Here is a 15,665-nt window from a genome sequence, read left to right on the forward strand (position 1 = left end):
TTTATTTAACTGAACAGCAAAGTTTATATTCATCGTCCAGAAAAGTCAGCATAAATGTTAAAGCTAGGCGATAGCAGTCAGTACACCTTTAAGCTTTCTAAGAATGGGGAAATTATAGACGCCGACAGAGGCTTTGTTGAAAAAATGGGTTACGATCTTGATTCTATTCTCTCTGCGACGATTTACGACTTAACGGAAGATTCCGGCATCAAAGAAAGGCTTGAAAGTGGTGGTGAGGTAGAGGTTGTCGGAGTTGACGGGGAGTCTTACCATCTGCATTTGTACAGCGACGGTGAATACGTCTACGCATACGACGTCAGCAAATTTTGTGAAGTGCTGAGGAGCATATATGCTGGGGTTTGGGACTTTTACTACGGTCTTCTGTTCGTTGATGAGCAAAAGAGGATTCTGGCCGCCAATAACACCTTTTACAGCTTCACAGGTCTGGAGAGGGTGGAGGGCAAGAAGCTGCATGACGTTTTTCCTGAACTCTCTCAGTCGGTTGACGAGATTCTTAAGAGGGGAGAAGGAGAAGTTTCTGTGAAAATCAACAATAGACTGTTTCATGTGAGAGTTAAAGTGAGGGAGGTCAGCGTCCTCGGAAAGAGAGTTTACGAGGTTCTTGCAAGGACGCTGACGGAGGAGAAGGTGAGGAATTTAAGGTCGATTTTCGATGATTTCAGGTATCCTGTCGTTGCATTGTTTGCGGACGAAATCGTGTATCACAACAAGGCCGCGGAAAATCTCCTTTCAGAGGTTGACTTGAAGAGCGTTAAGGGGAAAAATCTCGGGAGTGTCAGGGTTGGGGACAAGGAGTACCTTTTCTTTAAAATTGCAAAGGATGGTGTTTACCTCTTTGTCGAGGATTTGGACAGGGTTCTCAGGGGGCTTGAAGAGGAGCTTGTCCAGTACAAGCTCTCCTTTGAAAACTCCGTTGATGCAATCATAATCGTTGACCGCGAGGGGACTATTATCCACACGAATCCCGCAGTGAAGCTCCACGGATACACTCCGGAAGAGCTCATCGGGAGGAATGTGTTTGAGTTTATCCATCCAAGTCACCTTGAGGAAGTGAACAAGGCCGTCGAGGAGGGCAGAGGTGGGAAGTTCAGAAGAATGGAGCTGAGAATTAGGGATAAGTCTGGCAGTTTGAGATGGGTTGAGGTTGTCGGTGTTCCAATAAGGACCTCTGATGGAGAAGTTACAGGCGGAATTCTGGTTTTGAGGGACGTCACAACAAGAAAGGAGCTTCAGCAAAAACTCGTGGAAAGCGAGGAGCTTTACAGAACTCTTACTGAGAACTCCCACTCGGGTATTTACGTCATTCAGGATGGTGAACTCGTTTACATGAACAAAGCCACGCAGGACTACACCGGATACACTCTGGATGAGCTGAGAAAGGAATGGAAAAAGGTCTTCGACCGCAGAATATGGGATGAGGTGGAAAGGGCTGTAAACGACGCACTCTCAGGAAAAGTCATTCAGACCTTCTCGAAGTACTACACGAAAAGCGGGGAAGGGAGGTACGCAAGCTTTGTGCTCTCCCCCATAACCTTCAGGGGGAAGCCAGCAGTTCTTGGAAACTTCATCGACGTGACATCTCAAGTGCTGGCGGAGAAAAAGTTAAGGGAGAGCGAAGAACTCTACAGAACTCTCGCAGAGCACTCCCACACGGGCATCTTCATAATTCAGAACGACAAAGTAGTTTACGGCAACGAAAAGCTCAGAGAGATACTCGGCTATACTATTGAGGAGGTAAACTCCCTCGAACACCCCTACAAGGTACTTCATCCCGACTTTTATGATAAGGTGGTGGAAAGATACAGGGCCAGAGAGAGGGGAGAGGAGGTTCCGAATAGCTATGAGGTGAAAGTCCTAACGAAAGACGGAAAGGAGAAGTGGCTGAAAGTTCTTGCGAGCAGAATTTCGTACAGAGGGAAGCCTGCGGTTATGGCAAACATTGCCGACATCACGGATTTAAAGGAAAGGGAGGAAATGCTGAAAAGGCTGAACCTTTTGTTGAGAGTTACGAGTGTTTGCAGCAGGGAGATATCGCAGGAGAAAACTGAGTTTAAAATTCTCAGCACGGTCAGAAAACACCTTGAAAGGGCCGGACTTGAGGTTGCGGTCTACCTCTATGAGGATGGCTTAATACTGGCAGGCATTTCGAGGGGGCTTGATGAGGAGAAATGCGAGAAAATGGCGATGGAGCACATTGATTCAGATGAGATAAAGGTTGAGAAGGTTGACGGCAAGGAGGTTTTGATTCTGCCCATCTCGAACGGCAGAATTTCGGGTGTGATAATGGTATTCTCCGAAAAAGGGTTCTCGGAGGAAGAAATCAGCGTTCTTGAGGCAATCGGAAAGGACGTAAAATTCGCTTTCAAATCGCTGAAGATAGAGAGGGAAAAGGAGGCGGCTTTGAAGGTGATTATGGAGAACCTCTCCCAGTTTGAGCATCTGGCAGACAGGCTGAGAAATCCACTGGCGATAATAAAGGGCTACTTGGAAATCAGGGAGAACTTTTCCTTCGATGAGTTTGCCAAGAGAGTCGAGGAGCAGGTTTGCAGAATTGAAAACATTCTCGACGAGCTTAGGGCGAGGGAAATTGTTACTTACGAGATAAAAAAGCTTCTTGAGGGTTGAAATTTTTAAACCCATGACCGTTCTCTAAATATGGAAGTTTACAATACCCTCTCGAGAAAAATCGAGAAGCTTGAGGATATTGTGGATGGCAAAAGGGTGAAGATGTACGTTTGCGGTATCACAGCTTACGATTACTCCCACATCGGCCACGCGAGGAGTGCCGTGTTTTTCGACGTTTTCAGGAGGTATTTGGAGTATCTCGGATATGAGGTAGTATATGTTCAGAACTTCACGGATGTGGATGACAAGATCATCAACAGGGCCGTTAAGGAGGGCAAGACGCAGAAAGAAGTGGCGGAAAAGTTCATTGAGGAATATCTGAAGGACATGGAGGCTTTAAACGTAAAAAAGCCAACGTATCAGCCTAAGGTTACGGAGCACATCCCCGACATAATTGAGTTTATCCAGAATTTGATTGAAAAGGGCTACGCATACGTAATTGATGGGGATGTTTACTTCCACGTGCCAGCCTTTGAGCACTACGGCGAGCTATCGAAGCAAAGTCTTGAAGAGCTAAACAGGCACAGAATAGAGCCGGATGAGAGGAAAAGGGACGTGAAGGATTTTGCCCTCTGGAAGTCCGCGAAAGAGGCTGATTTAAAGGCTCAGGCTGTTTTCGACTCTCCTTGGGGCAGAGGAAGGCCGGGGTGGCACATAGAGTGCAGCGTCATGTCGGCCAAGTATCTGGGAGTGCCTTTCGACATCCACGGCGGGGGGAAGGACTTGATATTCCCCCACCACGAAAACGAGAGGGCTCAGAGCTTTGCGAGATTCGGGGTGGAGCCTGTTAAAATCTGGGTGCACAACGACTTCATAAGGATAAAAGGGGAAAAGATGAGCAAAAGCCTGGGAAACATAGTCAGGATTAGGGATGTGCTTCAGAGGTACGAAGGAGAGGTGCTCAGATACTTTCTGCTCACAGCCCACTACCGCAGCCCTCTCGACTACACCGAAGAGGCACTTGAGAGGGCGAAGAGGGCTTACGAGTATCTTAGGTCAGCTTTAATAAACCTCGATATGGAGATTGCATATCTGAAAACCTTCGGAGACAGGAAAGAGGGTAATCAGGTTGATGTTGAGGATTACATCAGGAGGTTCGAGGAGGCGATGAACAGAGACCTGCACACACCCGATGCGATTGCGGTTCTTCACGAATTTGCCGGCTTGATCAACAAATCCCTTTACGAGTTAAGCCTTAACCAAGCAGAAGAGCTTTACGAAGCTTTTAAGAGATTGTGTGGAGTTCTCGGGTTGTTCGAGAAGATGGAGAGAGTGCCCGCTCTTAGCAGAGAAGATGCAGAAAAGGTTGTTGAAAGGGAAAGGGCAAGGAAGGAGAGAAACTTCGAGCTTGCCGATGCCATAAGAGATGAATTCGCGAAGAGAGGAATCAGGCTGATTGACACACCCAAGGGAACGAGGTGGAGGGTGGAATGAACCGTCCCGGACACATGGGAGCGACGCTCTTAGCTCTTTCCCCCTTTATCCCCAAACTGGGTGTGGAGTTCGTCGCATTGGCGGCAATTTTCTCCATGCTGCCCGATGTGGACTTGGTTTTGAAAATCAGGCACAGGGAGTACACGCACAACTTCACCTTTGCTGCAATCTCAACCCTGCTGTTCTTCTTCCTTTTCAGGTATGCGGGAATTCCTGAAATGCTTGCCCTCTCAGTCTTTGCTGCGGTGTCAATCCACATAGCCGTTGATGTGTTCACGATGCAGAAATTTCCGCCATTCTTCCCTTTTTCCAGGAAAAGGGTGGCATTCAAGGTTTTCAGGAGCGATAACAGCGCGGTTAATGCCGGATCTTTTATACTCGGCTCGATAGCGTTCGTTTACTTCGCGGGTGGTGGAAATGCTTGGTGGTGAGAGCGTTTTTACCTTGGACGTCGGTTCCGGAACTCAGGACTTCATGCTGTTTGCTGAGGAGAACGAGAGAAACTGTCCGAAGCGATTCTGCCGTCACCAACGAGAATTCTGGCTAAGAAGATTGAAAGGGTAGAGGGAGACGTTTTCCTCCGCGGCTACACGATGGGTGGGGGAGCGATAACCTTTGCAGTTAGAAGACACCTTCAGAGATACAGGGTTTACGCAACAGAGAGGGCAGCGCTGACCTTTGCCGATAACCTCGAAAGGGTTAGGGAGATGGGGATAATCATTGGCGAGCCTGAGGGCGATGCGGTGGAGCTTGAAACGAAAGACGTGGACATGCCATTCTTTTCTGATTTCATCGAAAAAATGGGCTATGAAATGCCGAGATATTATGTGGTAGCGGTGCAGGACCACGGCTTTTCACCGCAAATCAGCAACAGGGTTTTCAGGTTCAGAATGTTTGAGTCACTTTTGAGAAAAAACCCCGGCATTGAGGGATTTCTCTTTCACCATAGAGAGATACCGCCGGAGTTCAACAGGATGAGGGATGCTGCGAGCAGCGTTCTGGATTACGTCAGGGCTGAGGTTTACGTTGTCGATACCGTCTTCGCAGCGATTGCCGGATGCGCCCTGCAGGTGAAGGAATTCCCCGCATTGCTGGTTAATTTCGGCAACTCCCATCTAACAGCAGCGATAGTCGATGAGGATTACAGGATTAAGGCTCTACTGGAGCACCACACTCCTGTTTTAAGGAGGAGAGGTGTGGATGAGATAAAATCGCTCCTTGAGAGGTTTGAGAGGGGTGAGCTGAGCAACGAGTACGTTTTGAGCGACGAAGGGCACGGCTGCTACTACGATGAGGTCGTTGATGTTAGGGAGAGGCTCTGCACAGGCCCCAACGCCCACCTTTCACCCTTTAAAGAGGTTGGCGGGGACCCGATGGTTGTGGGAAATCTGGGGATGATGTTTCTGCTGAGGAAAAAAGTTACTTGACGATTTTCTGTCCGTCTATGGTCTCGAACTGCTGAAGGCTTTTGCCAACAATTTTCATTTTCATCTTTGAAATTGCACCTGAGAGCTTCGAAAGCTTTTCCTCGTCAAAGGAAACGATTACCTCCCCACCGTCCTTAACTTCGTCAACAGCAAAGTTAAGCTCAAGCTCCATCTCGGAAATCTCGAATCCGGGAAGAGGAAAGTTCCTGAGAAACTCGTCCTTCTCGTACTCCTTTCGAATTTTTGAGAGCTCCATGTCAATCAGCTTTTTGGCTGAGAGGGCTGAGAGCGTTATCGATGCCGCGAGCTCTCTTAGGGGTGCTTTTTTGACTGCAATTTCCGGCTTGTCAACCGGCTTAACCGGCTCGACAAAATCCGGCTTTTTAACGTCACGGGCAACGTCTTTGCGAACTCTTCTTCCCGGCATTATCCCTCCCCTACCGTAATCGAGTTGCTGAGAACTGTTATCATCCTTGCGATGCCCTCTGGAATCTCAGTCCGCTTTACCTTTATCTTGATGTTAAGCTCTCCGTTGAGGTCTGTCTTTGTTTCAGCTTTTGGTGCGTAGACGCATACAGCGGCACGAACTTCCCCTTCTGCTGCTTTGACGTTGCAACAATCTTCGCGCTGAAGTCTATCTCCGCCTCGTCGATGCTGAGGTAGGGAACGGGAACCAATGTGAGAAGCGGGATTTTTACCCTGTTCTTCTCACTCACAGCCCCCTTTCTGGATCGAAAACCGTTTGCTCGTAAGCCAGCTCAATGCCCTTGGGCTTTCCGTTCTCGTCGATCAGACTTGTTAGAAACTCCACGGTTGCGTTAGCTGACTCCTGCTGGGCCTCCACCATCGACCTGAGTGGGGTTGCGATAATCTGATCCAGCAGTAAAGCTACGTTGACCAATCAAAGCACCTCTTTACCCTGTTCCCCCACCTGAAGCTCCAGCAGGAGCTATGCTCTCCTTCAGCAGGCTGAGCAGAGTTCTCATACCTTCAGGCATTTCATCCTGCACAGCATTGACGGTGATGTCAAGCTCCGAGCTTCTGTCAACCTGGGACCTGCTCTCCTTCTTGAATCCGTAAGAGGCTGTGAGCTTCACGCTTCCCCAGCCCCATCCTGCTTTTGCTGTAAGCTTGCTGGCGAAGTCGTGCTGAGTTTTGTCCTGCGCAGAGGTCTTTATGGTGAAGTTGAAGTGGACCGTCATGTCCTTTATCCTGATGAAGGGCACGGGAAGAATCGTCAGCAAGGGTGCCTCAACTGTCGTGTCAACGTCCGTAACGTCTCCCGTTTCCGGGTCGAGCTCCTTTCTCTTGAATTTGAATGTTACCGTCTTAACATTCCCGTCGTCGTCAAGCCCAACCTCCTGAACGAATCGTGCTGTGGTCATCGCTGCAAAGGCCTGAGCCCTCACAGCGGCCTCAAGCGGTTTGCCAATCAAACTCTCTATCGGCAGAGCGGCAAGCTCTGCTGGTATATTTGCGCCAACCATACAATCACCTCCGGTCAATTAAAGTGCCAATTGCTGGCAAATAATTCTTAATTCTGAGTTATTTAAGTTTTTCCACCACACTATGTAAAATCCTGCTGAAGTTTTCGCAATTCACCGAGGTCTTGTAATCTTTAAGCAAAGTTTTTTCAATTTCAATTCCAAATCTTCTCAAGTACATGCAAAACTGTGTGAGGTTGGATGGGCGGTCCTTGAACCTCGCCCTCTCGAAGTCGATGAGGTAAACATCATCCCCAACTATTATGTGCTTGTCCGGATGGTTCATCTCCTGCTTTTCAACCCCCATTACATCCATAATGAAGCAGGCCTCAAGAGCTCTCTCGACAGCCTTTCTGATGAAAGCTTCGTCAAACCTTCTACCCCTCAGCCTCTCCATCACTATTCTGAGATTTGCAAAATCGACGAAGTAAAGCTTAGGGGTGAAGAAGAAAGGCTGGAGGAGCGTGAGGAACTTAACCTCCTTCAGAAAGTTGTACCTGAACCTCTCGTGAAACTGCTTTATCGCGTATTTTTCCGTCAAATAGACGACTGAATGCCTACCCTTTCGCAGCTCTAACGATTCTCCTAACTCTCTCGGCATCAACCAATCCGCCCCGCTTTATGTAGGTGCCAACAATAACTCCGTCGCACCACTTCAAAATTCTGGCAGCATTCTCCGCGTTAACACCGCTTCCGGCGAGAACAGGCATTTTCAAAGTTTTTTTGGCGTATTTCAGCTCTTCCAAAGAAACTTCTCCACCTGTCGTTTTTCCCGTCAAAATCACCGCGTCCGCAAGACTCCTCTCGGCATTTAGGCAGTAATCCTCAAGTGAGGCGAAGTGTACAGCGTGTTTCACTGCAATGTCCGCAAAAATCATCGCCCTGCAGTCAACCAGCTTTTTGTACCTCATCACCTCTCCGGCCTTCCCCTCAAGAATTCCTTCAGGGGAGACGGAAGTGAAGAAAAGCTGGTTAACTCTAACAAAGTCGGCGTTTACGGCTTTGGCAATGGCTAATGCCGCAACGGCGTCGTTTCTGAGCACATTTATCCCCAGCCCGATGGAAACATCCCTCTTAACCTCGCAGGCTATTACAGTCATCGCAGCGACGGTTTCCTTGCCAACTTCCTTCAAAAAAGGTTTATCGCCGTAGTTTTCGAGTATTAGCGCGTCCGCACCACCCTCCTCAATTGCCCTGGCATCCTTTACGGCTTTGTCTATTACCGCACTCAGGTCAGTGTGCTCGGGTGAGCCCGGAAGGGGAAGGAGGTGAACCACGCCGATTACGGTCTTCTCCATACTACCTCCTCTCCGTACCTTATTTCCACAATCCTGTGGTGGGGAATGGCTGCGCCGCTGTAAAGGTAGATAAACATGTGGCCTATCTCCTTTATGTCATCACCGCTTACCTCGCTGTAGCCCTTTGGCCTGTCTATGTATCGAATTCTAACTTTGGAAAAATCAAATTCGGGATGCCACCTGAATTTATCCAAAATTTCTTTGATGCTATATCTCCTCATCCTTCGCTAGCTCAATAAGCTGCCCCTTCAGGTTCAGCTTGAGGGAGCGCTTGGCTATAGCCCTCAGAAACAGAGGGTCGAGGTTCAAATCCTTGGTGATGTACGTCACCGACGTTCTTCCAGCCTCAATTTCCTTGATTATTTCTCTGACGTACTCCTCAACTTCATCATCGCTCATGAATACGACTTCGAGAACTTTGTTGAGGTCTTTCAGCGAAATGTAGAAGTTCGCGCTCACGTGGGTGTAGCTCACGTGGTACTCCTTCTCCGGCTTTCCTCCGGGATCAGATGGCATTCTCCACTTCGCCTCAAGCATCCCTGCATTCTTCAGTATCCTAAGGGCGTCCCTGTATCCCTCACCTATCATCTCCTCAAGCTCTCTCGCCGTGTACCATCCCTCAAGAAGTGCGTTGTAAACCTTCCTGTAAGTTTCGGTTGAGAGGAGATGAAATATCGGGATTAGCTCCACCACATCGTTAATCAACTTGGCTCTCTTTACCATCTGTTTTTTCTTAACCTCAGGTCAATTATATTTTTCTATCCTCATGGTTTTGGCAAACTCTTGCGAACCTTACAACATCCCCAACGACGATTAGCGCAGGGCTATCAAAATTAAAATCTCTCTCAACAAGCTCAGAAAGCTTTGTAATAGTAACCCTCTGGTTTTTCATGCTCCCTCTCTCGATTACCGCCACGTCTCTATCTGCATCCACCCCTGATTCAATCAGGTTTCTGGCAACATCCTTGGCCGTGCAGCCCCCCATCAGAATCACGAGCGTCCCCTTCTCGTGCAGTTCTCTTATTCTCCCAGAGTCACTTCCGCTCACAACAAGAAAGCCGAATGCGTTTTCTGCTTCGGTAAGGGGAATTCCTGAGCAAACCGGCGCACCGTTTACGGAGCTAACGCCCGGAACAACCTCAAAGGGGATTCTATTCTCAACCAAAAATTCAATCTCCTCAGCCATTCTGCCGAAAATTCCCGGATCTCCTCCTTTCAGTCTCACGATCTTCTTTCCTTCTTCAAAGTACTTCTTCATCAGCCTGTTTATCTCTTTCTGCCTTTTTTCTCCTTTCTCCCCTCTCTCCTTGCCAACATAGACAACCTCTTTGCCAAGGGTTTTAAGGAAGGACTCAATTTCCTCCCCAACTAGCCTGTCGTACAGAATTACATCAGCCTCCTGAAGCAGCCTGTATGCTTTCAGAGTTAAAAGCTCGAAGTTTCCGGGACCAGCTCCAACTATGTAAACCTTTCCACCCACAAGGGGGAGTTGTGGGAAGGTTAAAAAACTTCTCGATTGCAGATATTTTTAGGTAAGCTTAAACCAGAAAGCGCAAATTTCGAAATTCTTATATATTGCCTAAAAAGAGGGGGACTTGCAATTACAGGAGGTGAACGAATGTCAGAAACTCCTTTGCTTGATGAATTAGAAAAGGGGCCTTGGCCAAGTTTTGTAAAGGAAATCAAGAAGACAGCAGAATTGATGGAAAAGGCTGCTGCCGAGGGTAAGGATGTGAAAATGCCGAAGGGCGCAAGAGGCTTGCTCAAGCAGCTTGAAATCTCCTATAAAGACAAGAAGACGCACTGGAAGCACGGAGGTATTGTCTCGGTTGTAGGCTACGGTGGAGGTGTTATCGGCAGGTACTCCGACCTCGGAGAGCAGATTCCAGAAGTTGAGCACTTCCACACAATGCGTATAAACCAGCCCTCAGGATGGTTCTATTCGACAAAGGCCCTCAGAGGACTTTGTGACGTATGGGAGAAGTGGGGAAGCGGTCTGACCAACTTCCACGGCTCGACTGGAGATATCATCTTCCTCGGAACGAGGAGTGAGTACCTCCAGCCGTGCTTTGAGGACTTGGGTAACCTCGAAATCCCCTTCGACATTGGAGGAAGCGGCTCCGATCTCAGAACACCCTCAGCCTGTATGGGTCCAGCACTCTGTGAGTTTGCCTGCTACGATACGCTGGAGCTCTGCTACGACCTCACAATGACCTATCAGGATGAGCTTCACAGGCCCATGTGGCCCTACAAGTTCAAGATAAAGTGCGCCGGCTGTCCGAACGACTGTGTTGCCTCAAAGGCGAGGTCAGACTTCGCCATTATCGGAACCTGGAAGGATGACATCAAGGTTGACCAGGAGGCAGTTAAGGAGTATGCATCCTGGATGGACATCGAGAATGAGGTCGTAAAGCTCTGCCCAACTGGAGCCATCAAGTGGGATGGGAAGGAGCTCACGATCGACAACAGAGAATGTGTCAGATGTATGCACTGTATAAACAAGATGCCAAAAGCTCTCAAGCCAGGTGATGAGAGAGGAGCAACAATCCTCATCGGTGGTAAGGCACCTTTCGTTGAGGGTGCTGTCATTGGATGGGTTGCAGTTCCATTCGTAGAGGTTGAGAAACCCTACGATGAAATCAAGGAGATTCTTGAAGCCATCTGGGACTGGTGGGACGAGGAAGGCAAGTTCAGAGAAAGAATCGGGGAGTTAATCTGGAGAAAGGGAATGAGGGAGTTCCTCAAGGTCATCGGCAGAGAAGCAGATGTGAGAATGGTGAAGGCACCAAGAAACAACCCGTTCATGTTCTTCGAGAAGGACGAGTTGAAGCCGTCGGCATATACTGAAGAATTGAAGAAGAGGGGGATGTGGTAATGGTAGTTGAGGGTGTTAAAACGGATTTTGGTCCACCATACTTCAGGGACCTTCTCCACCCGGTTATAGCCAAAAACTACGGCAAGTGGAAGTATCATGAAGTAGTAAAGCCGGGTGTCATTAAGAGAGTTGCTGAGAGCGGAGATGTCATTTACGTTGTAAGGTTCGGAACTCCAAGACTTCTGAGCATATACACGGTAAGAGAACTCTGTGACATTGCCGACAAATACTCTGACGGCTATTTGAGATGGACGAGCAGAAACAACGTCGAGTTTTTCGTAACTGACGAGAGCAAGATTGATGATTTGATTAACGAGGTGCAGGAGAGAGTTGGCTTCCCATGTGGTGGAACATGGGATGCTGTTAAGGGAGAATACGGGCTGAGCAACATTGTCCACACTCAGGGCTGGATTCACTGCCACACTCCAGCCATTGACGCTTCTGGTATTGTAAAGGCTGTGATGGATGAGCTTTACGAGTACTTCACCGACCACAAGCTGCCTGCAATGTGCAGAATCAGCCTTGCCTGCTGTGCAAACATGTGTGGTGCTGTCCACGCTTCAGATATTGCAATTGTCGGTATCCACAGAACACCTCCAATACCCAACGACGAGGCCATCAGAAAGACCTGTGAGATTCCGTCAACAGTGGCTGCATGTCCAACAGGAGCCCTCAAGCCGGACATGAAGAACAAGACCATCAAGGTTGACGTGGAGAAGTGCATGTACTGCGGTAACTGCTACACGATGTGCCCCGGCATGCCACTCTTCGACCCTGAGAACGATGGAGCTGCAATCATGGTCGGAGGTAAACTCTCTGAAGCAAGGAGAATGCCAGAGCTTTCAAAGGTCGTGGTGCCGTGGGTGCCCAACGAGCCACCGAGATGGCCCACTCTGGTTAAGTACGTAAAGCAGATTCTTGAAGCGTGGGCAGCCAATGCAAACAAGCACGAAAGGCTGATAGAGTGGGTTGACAGAATCGGCTGGGAGAGGTTCTTCGAGCTCACAGGCCTCGAATTCACACAGCACCTCATCGACGACTACAGAATCACTCCATACTTCTACAGCGAGTTCAGAGCTTCAACGCAGTTCAAGTGGTAAATTTATAAACACTTCCACCAATTTTTTTAAGGTGACCTAAAATGGCGGATTATACGGAAGAGGATAAGCAAAAGGTTCTGGCGCAGCTCAGCAAGAAGACTTGGAAGATTCCTGAACTGGCAAAAATCCTCAAAATGGACAAGAAAGTCGTTAAGAAGATCGTGCAGGATTTGATTAATGAAGGGGTTGCCGGATACTGGAGCTCCGGCTCAACAACCTACGTCGCTACCAAAGAGTACATCGAGGAGCTTGAGAAGAAGAGAGCTGAAGGTTAATTCTTCTTTTATTTTATGTTTTTTGAGTTTAAAAAGCATTTCTGGAAAAATCCTGTCCTGTCCCTCGAAATTTCGAGAATTCTGTGCAATGCATCATCCTACGTCCTGCCGCAGGGGATTCTTAAGGTTGAGGAGGGTGCCTTTGATGCCATAAACCGAAAATTTGACGATTTTATGGAAGGCAAAGCTGAGGTTGACGAGCTGATGGCCGAGGCTGATAGGCTGGAGGAGAAGCTCAATGAGCAACTAAACAGAAATTTCGGTTACTTGCACGAACTGGGACTTGAGCCACACGCAAAAGTCGCCTTTGTAAGCAGAATTCTCAGCAGGGGATTTGTTTATCCGGACGTTCAGATTTTTGTGGGTAAAAGAGCTTGCAAAAAACTGAGAGAGCTTTCAAAGGTTGAGAGAAGGATTCTCGAAGGTAGAATTGAGCTGGGAAAGGGCAGAGAGAAGCTTTTGCGGCTGGAAGGTAAGCTGCTCGGCTACCCTGATTGCTGCGTTGGAAGCTACATAGAGAGCAAGAGGGGTTTTCCGGCTGAGAGCAGGTTTATCATGGAGTGTGCTGAAAAGGGTGTTTTCGTCAAGTCATTAAAGGCGTTAAAGTCCTCGAAGCTCATTTCTATCCCCTATCTCTTCACATCCAACTTTTACCCGTGCAGCATTGAGTGCAGCAAAGCGGTAAAAGTCGGGCTCAAAATCCAAGAATGGCTTGATGAGTTTGAGGACGCTTTTAAGCTGAGAAGCATGCTTATAGCACTATTTTATGCTGCAACTGCGCTGAGAGCTTCTAAAGCTGCTGGCAATTACGGAGAGAAGCTTAGAAGCTTTTTCTCAAGTCTTTCACCAGGTGATATTGGTTTGATAGAAACGCTTGAAAGACACAGCGGTAACCAGGCGGAGTTTACAAACCTATTCATAGCTCGCATACTAGGCGGTTTTTCAAAAGGGTGAAAAATCGGGGAAAATCAAAAAAATTAAATACTTCTTTCTGACTTCTCATTGGAATTCTGGAGGTGATGTTAAATGGCTGAAATAAACGTTGATCAGGACAAGTGCAGCGGATGTGGAGAGTGCATTTCCGTTTGCCCCGGAGGAGTGTTTGAGTTCAACGACGACGGGAAGAGCTACCCGGCAAACCCGGACGAGTGTCAGGAGTGCTGCTCCTGCGTTGAGGTCTGCCCTGAGGGGGCAATCACCGTAGACGTCTGCGAGTGAATTTTTACCATTTTTTCTATTTCTTTGATTAGCTCGTCAATTCCCTCGCCTGTAACGGCTGAGTAAGCTTGTCTATCCCTTCTGTCGTGCATGTCAGCCTTGCTGTACACCTCTACTGTTGGCTTGGCGAAGTAGCCCTTTATCTCCTCGAGAAGGGAAAGCTGCTTTTCCAGAGAGTATCCGCAGGTTTCTGTTGGGTCAATGACGAAAAGGATTATGTCAGCGAGGTGCTTTAAAGCGAGAACCGCCCTCCTCTCAATTCTGTTTCTCTTGCTCAACGGCCTGTCAAGAAGACCGGGCGTGTCAATGATTTGGACTCTCTTTCCAGCAAATTCAGCAAAGCCGAGGTTGATTTTCTTGGTGGTGAAGGGGTAGCTGGCAACCTCTGGCTTTACCGTTGAGATTCTTGCAACGAGCGAAGATTTTCCTACATTGGGGTAGCCTGCAACGACGATTGTGGGCAAATCCTGAAGAATGGGTATCTCCCTCATCCTGTTTTTGGCATCGTTCAGGAACCTAAGCTCATCATCAATCTGCTCGATGATTGATGCAACTCTGCCGTAGGCAGATTTAACCACAGCAGAGGGATTTTTACCGCCCTTAACTTCCCTCACAGCTCTGCTCACAACCTTCTGAATCATCCCGTCCGCCCACTTCAGCGCTACGAGGGACTTCTTGAGCTGCCTTATTCCCACAACCACGTCAACCATTTCCCTGTAAAAGTCGGGAAGGTTTTCGTAGCTCGGATGGGCTCCGATAATCTTGCCGAAGTAGTCCCTTGAAACGTTGGAGATTGTTGCAAGCTTGTTCAAGGCTTTCTCCTTTGGATTTCTCCCCTCAACTCTCGCAGCTCTCCTGAAAATCTTGTCTATCAGCTCCTCTGCCGTTAGCACAGTCGGCAGCTTCTTGAAGTCCTGCATCTGCTGAAGTTTTGCTCAGGGCTTATTTTGTTTTCCTTGCCACTATCATTTTTTGGTCCCCATAGCTGTGGATGCCGAGAATCTCAAAGTCATGTTTTTCGAGTTCTTTCAGGTATTCATCGAGGCTGAGGTCTCCTTTGAATGTAAATCTTTTCTCCCCCTTTTCAATGCCGAAATTCCAGAGGTTCCACTCAAGGTCGAGCAAATCCAAGCTGCAATCATCCCAGAAAAACTGCTTGTTTGCGTAAATGCCTCCAGAATTGAGTGCATTGCAAATTTTTGGAAACATTGCCGAATTTTTGCCCGCCGGATTGCATGATGAGAATATAAAATCGTACCCTCCCCCAATTTCGTCTTTGAAGAAATCGCCCGACATGAAGCGAACTCTCGCAGAGCTTTTGCAGTAATGCTTTGCCTTCTCAACAACTTCTGGAAGGTCGAAGACGACAGCCTCAAGATTCGGATTTAGCTGTGTGAAAGCAACAGAGTAAAGACCGTGACCTCCGCCGAGGTCAAGCATCTTCCTCGCCCTCCTGAATTCTTCGTACTGCGCAACAGTTTCAACAGCCCACTGAAGCTCTCCCATCATCGCATGCTCCGCCATCGCGTGAATAACGAGTTTGGAAAAGAGGTTTTCCCTTTTTACCTCAACAGCTCCCTTCTTTGCTATCTCCGCAAGGTTTAGCCAGATTTCCAGATCATAAAAGTGCTTTTTCAGGAAGTTCAGCATGGGGAGGCTGGAGTTCTTGCAGAGGTGCGTTTGGGCTATTCTTGAGTTGACGTACCTTTCTCCTTTTTTCTCCAGCAACCCCTCCTTGGCAAGGCACTCCAGCATGATTCCTGTAATCTTCCTGTCCCCTCCGATTTTTTTGGCAACCTCGTCCGCATCAGCCTCATTCCGCAAAGCCTCAAAGATTCCGAGCTCAAGGGCTGCTTTGAGCAGAAGAATTTTCCTGTATCCCTGGCTCCACTCCTGTACTAAGGCCAA

Annotated in this window: 21 protein-coding genes; 10 read left to right on the plus strand and 11 right to left on the minus strand. The window is 48.2% G+C overall.

The features are described from left to right. The first annotated feature begins 54 nt into the window (after positions 1-54). From AF_RS02090 to AF_RS02105, 5 genes are read left to right on the plus strand one after another with little or no spacing between them, the layout of a single operon-like run. Positions 55-2,646 carry a PAS domain S-box protein gene (locus AF_RS02090; RefSeq protein WP_010877917.1) on the plus strand — a complete coding sequence of 864 codons (2,592 nt, stop codon included), beginning with the start codon at positions 55-57 and terminating at the stop codon, positions 2,644-2,646. 30 nt (positions 2,647-2,676) lie between these two features. Then, the gene (gene cysS / locus AF_RS02095) at positions 2,677-4,080 is read left to right on the plus strand and encodes a cysteine--tRNA ligase (protein ID WP_010877918.1); all 1,404 of its coding nucleotides are present in this window, start codon (positions 2,677-2,679) and stop codon (positions 4,078-4,080) included. Continuing rightward, positions 4,077-4,511 carry a metal-dependent hydrolase gene (locus AF_RS02100; RefSeq protein WP_143274370.1) on the plus strand — a complete coding sequence of 145 codons (435 nt, stop codon included), beginning with the start codon at positions 4,077-4,079 and terminating at the stop codon, positions 4,509-4,511. Before cysS ends, AF_RS02100 begins: the two co-directional genes overlap by 4 nt. After that, entirely contained in the window at positions 4,498-4,644 is a 147-nt protein-coding gene (locus AF_RS13015) for a hypothetical protein (RefSeq protein ID WP_158296875.1), read from the plus strand. Before AF_RS02100 ends, AF_RS13015 begins: the two co-directional genes overlap by 14 nt. 29 nt (positions 4,645-4,673) lie before the next feature. Further along, positions 4,674-5,507: a DUF1786 domain-containing protein gene (locus tag AF_RS02105; protein ID WP_010877920.1), complete on the plus strand. Its 834-nt coding sequence runs from the start codon at positions 4,674-4,676 to the stop codon at positions 5,505-5,507. Here AF_RS02105 and AF_RS02110 read toward each other — a convergent pair. The 9 genes from AF_RS02110 to cobA all read right to left on the minus strand — a co-directional run bounded on the left by AF_RS02110 (position 5,500) and on the right by cobA (position 9,769). Further along, positions 5,500-5,934: a hypothetical protein gene (locus tag AF_RS02110; protein WP_010877921.1), complete on the minus strand. Its 435-nt coding sequence runs from the start codon at positions 5,932-5,934 to the stop codon at positions 5,500-5,502. The two genes, AF_RS02105 and AF_RS02110, sit on opposite strands and share 8 nt — an antisense overlap. An 82-nt stretch (positions 5,935-6,016) precedes the next feature. Then, positions 6,017-6,223 (minus strand): DUF2589 domain-containing protein, encoded by a 207-nt coding sequence (locus tag AF_RS02115; protein WP_010877922.1) that lies wholly within the window; start codon positions 6,221-6,223, stop codon positions 6,017-6,019. Further along, entirely contained in the window at positions 6,220-6,408 is a 189-nt protein-coding gene (locus tag AF_RS02120) for a DUF2589 domain-containing protein (RefSeq protein ID WP_010877923.1), read from the minus strand. Before AF_RS02120 ends, AF_RS02115 begins: the two co-directional genes overlap by 4 nt. Positions 6,409-6,421: 13 nt before the next feature. After that, entirely contained in the window at positions 6,422-6,994 is a 573-nt protein-coding gene (locus AF_RS02125) for a DUF2589 domain-containing protein (RefSeq protein WP_010877924.1), read from the minus strand. 58 nt (positions 6,995-7,052) lie between these two features. Further along, the gene (locus AF_RS02130) at positions 7,053-7,592 is read right to left on the minus strand and encodes a hypothetical protein (protein WP_010877925.1); all 540 of its coding nucleotides are present in this window, start codon (positions 7,590-7,592) and stop codon (positions 7,053-7,055) included. Then, positions 7,549-8,289 (minus strand): BtpA/SgcQ family protein, encoded by a 741-nt coding sequence (locus AF_RS02135; protein WP_010877926.1) that lies wholly within the window; start codon positions 8,287-8,289, stop codon positions 7,549-7,551. The genes AF_RS02130 and AF_RS02135 overlap by 44 nt, the downstream gene beginning before the upstream one ends. Beyond that, positions 8,274-8,510 (minus strand): DUF504 domain-containing protein, encoded by a 237-nt coding sequence (locus AF_RS02140; RefSeq protein WP_048064230.1) that lies wholly within the window; start codon positions 8,508-8,510, stop codon positions 8,274-8,276. The genes AF_RS02135 and AF_RS02140 overlap by 16 nt, the downstream gene beginning before the upstream one ends. After that, a complete protein-coding gene (locus tag AF_RS02145) occupies positions 8,497-9,012 on the minus strand; it encodes an ArsR family transcriptional regulator (protein WP_010877928.1) in 516 nt (171 codons plus the stop codon). The genes AF_RS02140 and AF_RS02145 overlap by 14 nt, the downstream gene beginning before the upstream one ends. Positions 9,013-9,037: 25 nt before the next feature. Beyond that, positions 9,038-9,769, minus strand: a complete 732-nt coding sequence (gene cobA / locus AF_RS02150; protein ID WP_010877929.1) for a uroporphyrinogen-III C-methyltransferase — start codon at positions 9,767-9,769, stop codon at positions 9,038-9,040. Between the two features lie 138 nt (positions 9,770-9,907). On the opposite strand from cobA, the gene dsrA reads away from it, so the two are divergent. The 5 genes from dsrA (at position 9,908) to AF_RS12580 (ending at position 13,757) form a co-directional block, all read left to right on the plus strand. Continuing rightward, on the plus strand, positions 9,908-11,164 hold the full coding sequence (gene dsrA, locus AF_RS02155) for a dissimilatory-type sulfite reductase subunit alpha (RefSeq protein ID WP_010877930.1): 1,257 nt from the start codon (positions 9,908-9,910) through the stop codon (positions 11,162-11,164). Then, on the plus strand, positions 11,164-12,264 hold the full coding sequence (gene dsrB, locus AF_RS02160; protein WP_048064231.1) for a dissimilatory-type sulfite reductase subunit beta: 1,101 nt from the start codon (positions 11,164-11,166) through the stop codon (positions 12,262-12,264). The genes dsrA and dsrB overlap by 1 nt, the downstream gene beginning before the upstream one ends. Positions 12,265-12,305: 41 nt before the next feature. Continuing rightward, positions 12,306-12,539, plus strand: a complete 234-nt coding sequence (locus tag AF_RS02165; RefSeq protein ID WP_010877932.1) for a dissimilatory sulfite reductase D family protein — start codon at positions 12,306-12,308, stop codon at positions 12,537-12,539. A 15-nt stretch (positions 12,540-12,554) separates the two neighbouring features. Then, complete coding sequence (locus AF_RS02170; RefSeq protein ID WP_010877933.1) at positions 12,555-13,493, plus strand: DUF483 domain-containing protein; 939 nt, start codon at positions 12,555-12,557, stop codon at positions 13,491-13,493. 72 nt (positions 13,494-13,565) lie between these two features. Next, entirely contained in the window at positions 13,566-13,757 is a 192-nt protein-coding gene (locus AF_RS12580; RefSeq protein ID WP_010877934.1) for a 4Fe-4S dicluster domain-containing protein, read from the plus strand. On the opposite strand, the gene AF_RS02175 is transcribed toward AF_RS12580, so the two are convergent. Both AF_RS02175 and AF_RS02180 read right to left on the minus strand, forming a co-directional pair. Continuing rightward, positions 13,691-14,677 (minus strand): NOG1 family protein, encoded by a 987-nt coding sequence (locus AF_RS02175; protein WP_010877935.1) that lies wholly within the window; start codon positions 14,675-14,677, stop codon positions 13,691-13,693. The genes AF_RS12580 and AF_RS02175 overlap by 67 nt on opposite strands. Positions 14,678-14,699: 22 nt before the next feature. Next, positions 14,700-15,665 carry a methyltransferase gene (locus tag AF_RS02180; RefSeq protein WP_048064232.1) on the minus strand — a complete coding sequence of 322 codons (966 nt, stop codon included), beginning with the start codon at positions 15,663-15,665 and terminating at the stop codon, positions 14,700-14,702.

Source organism: Archaeoglobus fulgidus DSM 4304, assembly GCF_000008665.1.
In the GTDB taxonomy this organism is placed as follows: domain Archaea; phylum Halobacteriota; class Archaeoglobi; order Archaeoglobales; family Archaeoglobaceae; genus Archaeoglobus; species Archaeoglobus fulgidus.

Coding starts and splice junctions, on each gene's coding strand:
- AF_RS02090 (WP_010877917.1), top strand. CDS start 55: ATGTTAAAGCTAGGCGATAGCAGTCAGTACACCTTTAAGCTTTCTAAG.
- cysS (WP_010877918.1), top strand. CDS start 2,677: ATGGAAGTTTACAATACCCTCTCGAGAAAAATCGAGAAGCTTGAGGAT.
- AF_RS02100 (WP_143274370.1), top strand. CDS start 4,077: ATGAACCGTCCCGGACACATGGGAGCGACGCTCTTAGCTCTTTCCCCC.
- AF_RS13015 (WP_158296875.1), top strand. CDS start 4,498: ATGCTTGGTGGTGAGAGCGTTTTTACCTTGGACGTCGGTTCCGGAACT.
- AF_RS02105 (WP_010877920.1), top strand. CDS start 4,674: ATGGGTGGGGGAGCGATAACCTTTGCAGTTAGAAGACACCTTCAGAGA.
- AF_RS02110 (WP_010877921.1), bottom strand. CDS start 5,934: ATGCCGGGAAGAAGAGTTCGCAAAGACGTTGCCCGTGACGTTAAAAAG.
- AF_RS02125 (WP_010877924.1), bottom strand. CDS start 6,994: ATGGTTGGCGCAAATATACCAGCAGAGCTTGCCGCTCTGCCGATAGAG.
- AF_RS02130 (WP_010877925.1), bottom strand. CDS start 7,592: ATGCCGAGAGAGTTAGGAGAATCGTTAGAGCTGCGAAAGGGTAGGCAT.
- AF_RS02135 (WP_010877926.1), bottom strand. CDS start 8,289: ATGGAGAAGACCGTAATCGGCGTGGTTCACCTCCTTCCCCTTCCGGGC.
- AF_RS02140 (WP_048064230.1), bottom strand. CDS start 8,510: ATGAGGAGATATAGCATCAAAGAAATTTTGGATAAATTCAGGTGGCAT.
- AF_RS02145 (WP_010877928.1), bottom strand. CDS start 9,012: ATGGTAAAGAGAGCCAAGTTGATTAACGATGTGGTGGAGCTAATCCCG.
- dsrA (WP_010877930.1), top strand. CDS start 9,908: ATGTCAGAAACTCCTTTGCTTGATGAATTAGAAAAGGGGCCTTGGCCA.
- dsrB (WP_048064231.1), top strand. CDS start 11,164: ATGGTAGTTGAGGGTGTTAAAACGGATTTTGGTCCACCATACTTCAGG.
- AF_RS02165 (WP_010877932.1), top strand. CDS start 12,306: ATGGCGGATTATACGGAAGAGGATAAGCAAAAGGTTCTGGCGCAGCTC.
- AF_RS02170 (WP_010877933.1), top strand. CDS start 12,555: ATGTTTTTTGAGTTTAAAAAGCATTTCTGGAAAAATCCTGTCCTGTCC.
- AF_RS12580 (WP_010877934.1), top strand. CDS start 13,566: ATGGCTGAAATAAACGTTGATCAGGACAAGTGCAGCGGATGTGGAGAG.
- AF_RS02175 (WP_010877935.1), bottom strand. CDS start 14,677: ATGCAGGACTTCAAGAAGCTGCCGACTGTGCTAACGGCAGAGGAGCTG.